Origin of the sequence: Caballeronia choica (genome assembly GCF_001544535.1) — a bacterium.
In the GTDB taxonomy this organism is placed as follows: Bacteria; Pseudomonadota; Gammaproteobacteria; order Burkholderiales; family Burkholderiaceae; genus Caballeronia; species Caballeronia choica.
Genome location: NZ_FCON02000100.1, coordinates 17200 through 27322 on the forward strand (window position 1 = coordinate 17200; position 10123 = coordinate 27322).

General features: G+C 61.9%; 10 protein-coding genes and 1 pseudogene. 3 read left to right on the plus strand and 8 right to left on the minus strand.

The features are described from left to right. Positions 1-44 precede the first annotated feature (44 nt). Both AWB68_RS30430 and AWB68_RS30435 read right to left on the minus strand, forming a co-directional pair. Positions 45-1331, minus strand: a complete 1287-nt coding sequence (locus AWB68_RS30430; protein ID WP_087648026.1) for an MFS transporter — start codon at positions 1329-1331, stop codon at positions 45-47. Between the two features lie 166 nt (positions 1332-1497). Further along, positions 1498-2718 (minus strand): pyridoxal-phosphate-dependent aminotransferase family protein, encoded by a 1221-nt coding sequence (locus tag AWB68_RS30435; protein ID WP_087648027.1) that lies wholly within the window; start codon positions 2716-2718, stop codon positions 1498-1500. A 149-nt stretch (positions 2719-2867) separates the two neighbouring features. Here AWB68_RS30435 and AWB68_RS30440 point away from each other — a divergent pair, with 149 nt between their 5' ends. After that, on the plus strand, positions 2868-3584 hold the full coding sequence (locus AWB68_RS30440; RefSeq protein ID WP_087648028.1) for a GntR family transcriptional regulator: 717 nt from the start codon (positions 2868-2870) through the stop codon (positions 3582-3584). Between the two features lie 21 nt (positions 3585-3605). On the opposite strand, the gene AWB68_RS30445 is transcribed toward AWB68_RS30440, so the two are convergent. Next, positions 3606-4094: a cache domain-containing protein gene (locus AWB68_RS30445; RefSeq protein ID WP_087648029.1), complete on the minus strand. Its 489-nt coding sequence runs from the start codon at positions 4092-4094 to the stop codon at positions 3606-3608. A gap of 260 nt (positions 4095-4354) precedes the next feature. Here AWB68_RS30445 and AWB68_RS30450 point away from each other — a divergent pair, with 260 nt between their 5' ends. After that, positions 4355-5074 (plus strand): Crp/Fnr family transcriptional regulator, encoded by a 720-nt coding sequence (locus AWB68_RS30450; protein ID WP_087648030.1) that lies wholly within the window; start codon positions 4355-4357, stop codon positions 5072-5074. Positions 5075-5128: 54 nt separating this feature from the next. On the opposite strand, the gene AWB68_RS30455 is transcribed toward AWB68_RS30450, so the two are convergent. The 3 genes from AWB68_RS30455 to acs form a co-directional block, all read right to left on the minus strand. Next, a complete protein-coding gene (locus AWB68_RS30455; protein WP_087648031.1) occupies positions 5129-5545 on the minus strand; it encodes a phasin family protein in 417 nt (138 codons plus the stop codon). A 60-nt stretch (positions 5546-5605) separates the two neighbouring features. Further along, positions 5606-6205: an acetate uptake transporter gene (locus tag AWB68_RS30460; protein ID WP_235028577.1), complete on the minus strand. Its 600-nt coding sequence runs from the start codon at positions 6203-6205 to the stop codon at positions 5606-5608. A gap of 70 nt (positions 6206-6275) precedes the next feature. Next, a complete protein-coding gene (acs, locus tag AWB68_RS30465; protein WP_087648032.1) occupies positions 6276-8249 on the minus strand; it encodes an acetate--CoA ligase in 1974 nt (657 codons plus the stop codon). Positions 8250-8729: 480 nt separating this feature from the next. On the opposite strand from acs, the pseudogene AWB68_RS51565 reads away from it, so the two are divergent. Beyond that, a pseudogene (locus AWB68_RS51565) lies at positions 8730-8861 on the plus strand (IS6 family transposase); the annotation flags it as partial. A gap of 84 nt (positions 8862-8945) precedes the next feature. Here the strand turns inward: AWB68_RS51565 and AWB68_RS30475 are convergent. Next, a complete protein-coding gene (locus tag AWB68_RS30475; protein WP_087648033.1) occupies positions 8946-9830 on the minus strand; it encodes a LysR family transcriptional regulator in 885 nt (294 codons plus the stop codon). 28 nt (positions 9831-9858) lie between these two features. After that, on the minus strand, positions 9859-10123 hold a 265-nt coding region (locus AWB68_RS30480), incomplete at its 5' end, for a putative sulfate exporter family transporter (RefSeq protein WP_125483091.1).

Genomic DNA, 10123 nt, shown 5'->3' on the forward strand with positions numbered 1-10123 from the left:
CACCTGTTCGGCCGGCTGAGAGGAGAAAAATTTTGCACGACGGTCTACGCTCCGAATTGCGACGCCGCGTGCTTGTCCGGCTTGCCGGCAAGCTCGAACTTGCTTTCAGGCTGCATCCGGAACGCCAGCACGACGCCGATCGCCATCAGCACCATGCTGCCGACGAACGGCAGTTCCCAACTGCCGAACCGGTCGATCAGGTAGCCCGAGAGCACCGGCGAAATGATCGCGGCGAGCGCCGAGCCGGTATTCATCATGCCGCTCGCGGTGCCGGAGTATTGCGGGGCGATGTCCATCGGAATCGCCCACATCGGCCCGATCGTCATTTCCGCGAAGAAGAACCCGGCGGAGAGACACGCCATCGACAGATACAGGTTGTGCGTGAACATCAGCGGAACGAGTGACCCGAGCGTGAGCAGCATGCAGACCGACACCATCCAGCTTCGTGCGCGCCTGAGGCTGCCGGTGCGTTCGAGAAGCTTGTCCGTGACCACGCCGCCGAGCGTATCGCCCAGCACGCCCGCGAAGAACACGGCTGACGCGAAGATGGCCGATTTCTTCAGGTCGAGGTGATAGCTGTGCAGGAAATATTGCGGAATCCAGCTCAGGAACAGCCACAGCGTCCAGCCGTAGCAGAAGTACACGATCGTCACCGGCATCATCCGCTTGAAGAGCGGCATCCACGGCACCTTGGCGGGCTTCGGCTTTGGCGGGGGAAGAACGTCGAGTTCGGCGGCGGTGATGCGCGGATGGTCCTTCGGATGTTCGGTGAACGTGAGCCACCAGAGCGCGACCCACACGAGGCTGATCGCGCCGCAGATGAAGAACGACTCACGCCATCCGTAAGCCGCCATCACCAGCACGATCGCACCCGGCGCGAGCGCGTTGCCGATGCGCGCCGCCGCGTGCGTAATGCCCTGCGCGAAACCTCGCCGCTCCTTCGCGACCCAGCGCGACATCGCCGCGGTCGCGGCCGGGAAGGTTGCGCCCTCGCCCAGGCCGAGCAGGACACGCGCGGCCAGGAGCGAGGCGAGCCCGCCCGCAAACCCTGTCAGCAGGGTCGCGAGCGCCCATAGGCCGCCGCAGAACAGCAGGGTTCGCTTCGCGCCGAACCGGTCGCTGACCCAGCCGCCAATCACCTGGAACACCAGATACGGATACGCGAAGGCCGAGAACACCAGCCCGATCTGCGTGTTCGAAAGACCGAATTCCTTGCCGAAACCCGCCGCCGCCGTGCTGACGTTCACGCGGTCGAGGTAGGTGATGAAATACATGATACACAGCATGATTAAAACGATGCTTGTCGCACTGGTGATACGAAACCGTTTCATCGTTTGTCTCCGTGACTTTCCATGTGTCGACTGCGCGGCGTGGATGCCGCGCGGCGCCGGGCGTCATGGCGCGAGTCCATGAAGCCGGCGTTCGAGCGGCCGCGTTCTGTGCGCAGCGCGTTCAAGCTCGCGTACCGGATGGGATCGGCGGGCGCCGCCGGTCCGGTCAGGCTGCGGCCTTGAAGGCGGCCGCTTTTGCCTCTGAAGTGAGATAGGCCATCGCCTCCGGCAAGCCGCTTCCGGCAAGCGGAACGCCCGCCACTTGCAGCCCCATCTCGCAGCCGGCGAGCGTCGCCATCAGCGTGAGGTCGTTGCAGTCGCCCAGGTGCCCGATGCGGAACATGCGCCCCTTCATCTTGCCGAGGCCGGTTCCGAGCGACATGTCGAAGCGTTCGTAGATCACCTTGCGCACCGCGTCGGCGTCGATGCCTTGCGGCGTCATCACGCCGGTGAGCACCGGGCTGTACACGGACGGGTCTTCGCACTGGATTTCGAGGCCCCACGCGCGCACCGCGCGCCGGCACGCTTCGGCGAGGCGGTTGTGGCGCGCGAAGACGTTGTCGAGACCTTCGTCGGCGAGCATTTCCAGCGCTTCGTTCAGGCCGTACAACAAGTTGGTGTTCGGCGTGTACGGCCAGTAGCCGCCCTTGTTCATCTCGATGATTTCGTCCCATCCCCAGAAGCTGCGCGGCAGCTTCGCCTGCTTGCTCGCGGCAAGGGCCTTCTTCGACACCGCGTTGAAGCTGATGCCCGGCGGCAGCATCAGGCCCTTCTGCGATCCCGACACGGTGACATCCACGCCCCATTCGTCATGGCGGTAGTCGGCGCTTGCGAGGCCGGAGATCGTATCGACCAGGAAGAGCGCGGGATGATCCGCCGCGTCGATGCCGCGCCGCACGGCCGCGATGTCCGAGGTGACGCCCGTCGACGTCTCGTTGTGCACGACGCAAACCGCCTTGATCGTGCGCTGCGTGTCGGCGCGCAGGCGCTCCTCGATCATCTGCGACTGCACCCCGCGCCGCCAGCCTTCGACGCCCGGCAAGCCGAGGAACTCGGGCTTGAGGCCCAGGCTCTCCGCCATCTTTTTCCAGAGTGTGGCGAAGTGCCCGGTTTCGAACATCAGGACGGTGTCGCCGGGACTGAGCGTGTTGACGAGCGCCGCTTCCCAGGCACCCGTGCCCGACGCCGGATAAATGACGACCGGCTGCTGCGTCTTGAAGATCTTCTTGATGCCTTCGAGCACTGTCAGGCCGAGCGCGCCGAATTCGGGGCCACGATGGTCGATGGTCGGGTAGCTCATTGCGCGCAGGATGCGATCCGGCACCGGGCTCGGTCCGGGAATTTGCAGGAAGTGTCGTCCGGCGGGGTGAAAGTCTAACTTGAGCATTTGGCTCCTCCGATTGAATTTTGCATGCAAAAAACTATACGACCGGGAGTGATCTTCTTCCAAGACAATTTCGACTGGTGTTTACCCCGTTATTCCGAGCTTCTCCGCAGATGGGATAAAATGCTCTGAAAGAAACGGGAGCATTTTGTATGCAAAATTTGAATCTGGAAGGCGGCAAGGACGCCCTGCCTCTGATGCCGAAGGTGGAGCGGCAGCGTCTGCACGACACGGTCGTGGATCATCTGCGGCGATTCATCGTCGAAGGTGTGTTGGAGCCGGGGAAAAAACTCAACGAGCGCGAGCTGTGCGAAACGCTCGATATCTCGCGCACTCCGCTTCGCGAAGCGCTGAAGGTGCTGGCATCGGAGGGACTGGTGGAGATTGCGCCGAATCGGGGCGCATCGGTATCGAAGATGTCCGAGGCCGAGTTACGCGAGACGTTCGAATTGATGAGCGGGCTGGAGGCGTTTTCCGGCGAACTCGCCTGCGAGCGGATCACCGCGTCGGAGATCGCCGAGATCAAGGCGCTGCACTACGCGATGCTTGCGTGCCGCGCGCAAAACGATCTGGCCGGGTATTACAGCCGCAACCAGGCGATCCACGACAAGATCAACGAAGCCGCGCGCAATTCGGCGCTGCGGCAGACCTATGTCTCGGTGAACCGGCGCTTGCAGGCGTTGCGCTTCCGGTCGAACTTCCAGACACCCAAGTGGGATCGCGCGATTCACGATCACGAGGAAATGCTCGAAGCGCTCGATGCGCGCGATGGCAAGCGCCTGGCCGCGATCCTTCGTCACCATTTGCTCGAAAAGCGCGATGCCGTTCTTGCAATTTCGGCGAGCCCGGAGGGGGGCGAAGCGAATTGAAGGCCTGAAGGCTGGATGGCGCTACTCGGGATAGAAGCCCGAGCCGACCAGGCCGGCGACTCCATCAATCTTCACGGCCTTCACATAGGTCCATTTCCGTGATGGCTGGGACTGCCCCGGTTTCGGAAACATGTAGTCAACCCATCCTGATCCCTTGGTCGCCGCCGTCCATATCATCGCGTCGTGAAACAATTTCCCGTTGACGTCTTTCTGACCGGTGACCACCGTGTCTTCACGGGCGGGGAAGGCAGGATTCAACAACACCCTGGATTGCATGTCGTACACGAATAGATACGTCGTTCCGTGGAACCACTCGGAGTCTTTCGTTCTGAATTCGGAAAAGGCTGCCTTGCCTTTACGATCGATCAGCATCGCAGCCTTGTTCACCAGTGCCTCGACCTGCTTCGATTCCTCGGATGGCGGAGGCGACGATTGCGCGAATGCGGGCGCGGCGGCACCGAGCAAACCACCAAAAAGCAAGATACCGCATAAAAGCGCTTTACCTTTCATAGCGATGTCTCCCTGTATCCGACACGGGTGAGTGTGACGACCAGACTTTCCTGGCCTCCTTGCGTTGGAGCGGCCCTGCAGATTCGGGCGACCACGCCTTTGCTTTGTTCCCTTCGCTTGCGGTCCGAGCCGCAGCCGGCTCGTCTATCCGGTCCTTCTCATACCTTGCAAGCGAGCGCCCCAACGGTTGACGACTGCATTTTTTGGCGCGATTCTGGCGAAGACGAAACCGCTTTCGACAAGGTTTCAAAAGGTCGCCCATGCCAGACGAGCCGCTCCTCGACGAAAATCATCTGCTTTCGGTCTTGCCCGAAGCCGAACGGGCACGCCTGGCCCCGCATCTGACGCCGGTCGACATGCCACTGGGACAAGTCGTGTACGAGTCCGGCGACCATCTTCGCTTCGTCTATTTTCCCACGACATCGATCGTATCGTTGCTCTATGTGATGGAGGATGGCGCGTCCGCGGAAATCGCGATCGTGGGCAACGAGGGGCTGATCGGCATCGCGCTTTTCATGGGCGGGGAAACGACGCCGAGCCGGGCTATCGTGCAGAGCGCCGGAGCGGCTTTCCGGCTCGACGCGCAAATCCTGAAGCAGGAATTCATTCGGGGTGGCCCGGTGCAACGGCTGTTGCTGCGCTACACGCAGGCATTGATTACCCAGATGGCTCAGACCGCCGTTTGCAACCGGCACCATTCGATCGACCAGCAACTGTGCCGATGGCTGCTGCTCAGCATGGATCGCTTGCCGTCGAACGAGCTGAAAATGACGCAGGAACTGATCGCGAACATGCTCGGCGTGCGGCGATCCGGCGTGACGGAAGCCGCGCTGAAACTGCAGGATGCGGGGTTGATCCGTTATGGTCACGGACACATCCAGGTGCTCGATCGGCCGGGGCTGGAGAAACGCGTGTGTGAGTGCTATCGCGTCGTGAAGCGGGAATTCGACCGTCTGCTACCCGACTTGAAGGCGATCTAAACAGCGAACCGCATTCTCCTGCGGCGCCGGGCGCCGCGGGAAGAACGGTTGCCTTTAAGTACGGTTTGACAGCGCCGTCACCTCCTGCAGCGTTTCTTCGGCGCGCTGGCTGATCGCCGCCAATGCTTCGACCTGTGACTTACGCGCCATCTCGGCCAACTCGCGCATGTTTTCGAAAGCCTTCTGCAACGACTGCTGCACGAACTCGCCCTGCTTGTTCATCGCCTCCGCCGGATTGCCGCCGCTCATGCGGGCCGCGGCCGCCTGAATTTCCTGCGCGCTCGCACTGAGCATTTCCGTTTGCTTTCGAACCAGCGCCTGCATTCCCTCGTAGGCAAGTCGGTTAGCCTCCGCGAGCGCTTCGATGTCCTTGCGCCGCGAATCCAGCAGCGACGTCATATCGACACCGGGGAATTTGAAGCTCTCCAGCATTTTGCTGAAGTCGGTGATCTGATTAAAAGGTGTTGTCATGATGAATCTCCGTTCGACGGGTACTTGAAAAGTTGCAATAGCGGCTTTCGGCATCGTCAATTACAGCGTGACTGCGTGGCGGCTGAAAGTCCGGGCCGTGCCTATCGGAAACACGACCCGCTCGTAGACTTCGTTGACGACATCGGCCGCAGACAGGTAGAACGCCAGCGCCGCCGTCAGAAGACCGCCGTATCCGCCCGCCATGCGAAGCGCGGCCGAACCTGTCCATTCGCCACCGGCGAGCAGGAGGAAGGTGATCCACAGCGCGAGAAAAATGAACTGGAGCGCGCGCGGCGAGCGAAACGTGGCGAGCCACATATAAAACGTGAAGACGCCCCACAGGAACAGATACCAGCCGATAAAGGCGGGAGGCACCTTGCCGTGAAAGAACACGATAAACAGCGCGAGCGACCACCAGAACGCCCCATAGCTCAGGAATGCGGTTGCGCCGAACGTATTGCCGCGCGGCAGTTCCATCACGCCTGCAATCGCTTGCGCCGTGCCGCCATACGCGAGCGCGCAGGCCAGCACGAGGCCCATTGAATCGCCCGAGAACCACCCCGCGTTGATCATGCTCAACAGCCAGGTTGTCAGCGCGAATCCGGCGAGGCCCAGCGGGGCCGGATTCGCCAGTTTCATTTGAATCGCTGCGTTGCTCATTGTCTGCTCCTGAAGGTATTTCATCGCGCCGCGACGAATTCGTCCGCGCTCAAACTCTCGACGTCGGCGCTTAGCGAAGCTGACCAAGAATGGCCGGATTCTCGAGGGTCGATATGTCCTGTGTGATCTCCTCGCCCGCCGCAAGCGAGCGCAGCAAACGGCGCATGATCTTGCCCGAGCGCGTCTTCGGCAGGTTCTCGCCGAAGCGGATTTCCTTGGGCTTCGCGATCGGCCCGATTTCCTTGCCGACCCAGGCGCGCAACTCGTTCGCGATTTGTTCCGCTTCGGCGCCTTCGGGACGCGGGCCTTTCAGCACCACGAACGCCACGACCACTTCGCCCGTCGTCTCGTCCGGACGCCCGACGACAGCCGCTTCGGCAACCATCGCATTGGCCACCAGCGCCGATTCGATCTCCATCGTGCCGAGCCGGTGGCCCGACACGTTCAGCACATCGTCGATGCGACCCGTGATCGTGAAGTAGCCGGTCTCCTTGTCGCGTATCGCGCCGTCGCCAGCCAGATACAGCTTGCCGCCGAGTTCTTCCGGGAAATAAGCCTTCCTGAAGCGAGCCGGGTCTCCCCATACCGTGCGCAGCATCGAAGGCCACGGGCGCTTGACGACCAGGATCCCGCCCTGCCCGTTCGGCACGTCGTGGCCGGTTTCATCGACGACGGCCGCCAGAATGCCCGGCAGCGGCAGCGTGCACGAACCGGGGATGAGCGGCGTCGCGCCCGGCATCGGGGCGATCATGTGGCCGCCGGTTTCGGTCTGCCACCATGTGTCGATGACGGGGCACCGCCCGCCGCCGACGTTCTCGTAATACCAGATCCACGCGGCCGGATTGATCGGCTCGCCGACGGTGGCAATCACCCGCAGCGTCGACAGGTCGAAGCTCTTGGGATGAACCGCTGGATCGGCATCCGACACCTTGATGAGCGAGCGAATCGCGGTCGGCGCCGTGTAGAAGATCGTGACCTTGTGGCGCGCGATCATGTCCCAGAAGCGGCCGGCGTTCGGATAAGTCGGCACGCCTTCGAACACGACCTGCGTCGCACCGATCGCCATCGGTCCATAGGCGATATAGCTGTGTCCCGTGATCCAGCCGATGTCCGCCGTACACCAGAATACGTCGGAGGGCTTCCAGTCGAAGGTCCACTTCATCGTCTGCGCGGCCCAGAGCAGGAAGCCGCCAGTGCTGTGCTGCACACCCTTCGGCGTGCCGGTCGAGCCGGACGTGTACAGGATGAAGAGCGGATGCTCCGCCCCGACCCACTCCGGCTCGCACGTATCGGCTTCGCATTCGGTGATTTCATGCAGCCACAGGTCGCGCCCGGCGTTCCATTGCACCTTGCCGCCGGTGCGCCGGTAGACGATCACGCTCGAGACGGCTTCGCAGCCACCCGCGGCGAGTGCTTCGTCGGCGATGCTCTTCAACGGAAGCGCCTTGCCGCCGCGCATCTGTTCGTCGCAGGTAATGAGGGCTGTTGCGCCGACGTCGACGATCCGCTCGTTCAGCGACTTCGACGAGAAGCCGCCGAACACGACCGAATGCGTCGCGCCGATGCGGGCGCAGGCCTGCATCGCGACAATGCCTTCGATCGACATCGGCATGTAGATCACGACCCGGTCGCTTTTCTTCACGCCGCGCTTCTTGAGCGCATTCGCGCAGCGGCATACGCGTTTGAGCAGGTCCCGGTACGAGACATGAGTGACCGTGCCGTCGTCCGCTTCGAAGATCACCGCGATCCGTTCACCGTTGCCGGCTTCGACGTGACGGTCGAGGCAGTTATAGGACGCGTTCAGCTCGCCGTCTTCAAACCATGTGTAGAACGGTGCGTTCGTCTCGTCGAGGATCTTCGAGAATGGCTTCTTCCAGGTCATCGTCTCGCGTGCGAGACGCCCCCAGAAGCCCTCATAGTCATGCTCGGCCTCGGCGACCAGAGACCGGTAAGCGCCCATTCCCGAAATCTCCGCATGGGCAACCAGGTCGGCGGGCGGAGGAAAGACGAGTCTTTCGTGGACAATCGATTCGATGACTGACATTTTGCATTTTCCAGTTCCGCGGGCGTAAAGGATCCAGGCGCTCGGCTCCTCGCCACTTATCGCTGAAGGTTGGTCGGACACAGCCCGTGCCCTCAGCCGTCGATCGCCTCGCGGACTGCTGGATTGAGCTTCCACGAAATTCTCGTGGCAGGTGGGGCACTGCCTTGCAGCGCCATTGACGCGCCACCACGAACACGGCGGCGGAAAATAAGGTGATCTGATGGGAGGCATCGTGACCGCGCCTGGCCGGAACGGTTGCTGCTGATGCGATCAATCGACGATGATCATGCTGCGCGGGGCCGTCTCCGGTACCTTTCGATGACGACGCACGGCGCCCATGACCACGGTGCGCGCACCTCGCGGCGAAGTCGGTACGGTACCGTACCGGCTCGGGCGACGGAGTTTCTTATGTAATCGGAGCGCACAAAAGCGCAGGCACCGGCGAGAATCGTGTGCCGTGACGATACGACGATCGGACGCTTGACGAAAATTTCGAATCCAGCTGTGGCACGGGTGCTCAAGCGTTCGCACTATCCGCTCGATGTGATCCTCACGTGCGTGCGCTGGTATGTGGCGTATCCGCTGAGTCTCCGACGCCTGGATGAAGTGATTTTTGTCGTTTTGAAACGCCCGATTGCTTCTGCAGCGCCGCGTTATATCAGCCGCCTTGATTCGTCGTTAATGGCAATTGGAGACTTACTCCGACGCCATCTCGAAGAACACGCGCATCGCCTCAGTCACATAGCGTTGCTGATGACGCAACATCAGGAATTCCCGCGGCGGCAGCGGCCAATGGAGTGCTGTGAGCGTCCCGGCGCTGAGTGAGGAAGCCGCGACCAGCCGGGACATCACGGTCGCGCCGGCGCCAGCCTCGACCGCCGAGCGCACCGCCTCGTTCGATGGAAGCTCCAGCGCGATCTCGAAGCCGGAGGGATCGTCTCCCAGGCTCTGCACCATCTTTTCGAAGATCCCGCGCGTACCCGATTCCTGTTCACGCAGCACCCAGGCGCTATCGCGCAAGTCAATGATATCGGCAGTTGTCGAATCGAGATGGGCCCAAGGGTGGCTGGGGGCGACCACCAGCACCAGTTCATCCTGGGCAACCGCGCGCACTTCGAGACCCTCTGCGTCTACCTGGTCTTCCACGAAGCCCAGATCGACTGCGCCCTCGGCGACCTGCCGAACGACTTGCCCGGTATTCGTGATCGAGAGCTTGAGCGAAACGCCGGGGTGTGCCGCATGGAAGCGCTGCATCACCTTCGGTATCCAGTAATTTGCCACGGTCTGACTCGTCGCAAGCGATAACGCGCCTCGCCGCAACCCGGCCAGATCGGCCAGCATGTTCCCGGCCGACGACGCACGGGCGAGCACCGCGCGCGCTTCGTCGAGAAACTGCTGGCCGGCGTCGGTCAGTACAATGTTCCGGCGAATCCGGTGGAACAGCTTGACGTCATACTGCGTTTCGAGCGCGGCGATTGAACTGCTCACCGCCGATTGCGAAAGCGCCAGTACGTTGGCCGCACGGGTCACATGCTGCTGCTCGGCAACCGCAACAAAGACACGAAGTTGATCGAGCGTCATGGATTTTCCGCGGACCGTAAGCCTCTTTCTATGCTACGCCCAGAACGCGGATCACCACGAGGCTGATGACCGCAAGGGCGACGATCGACAGCACCACCGCAAGTGTCACACGGGGGCCGGCCTTGGCGACCATTCGCACATCGACGCCAAGACCGAGTGCGGCCATCGAAAGTATCGTCAACACGTTCGCCGTATGGCTGATCGACGGCAATGCTTCTGTCGGAACGAGGTTGGCCGAACGGAGGGCAACCATCACAAGAAAACCAATGATGAACCAGGGCACGACTTTATGC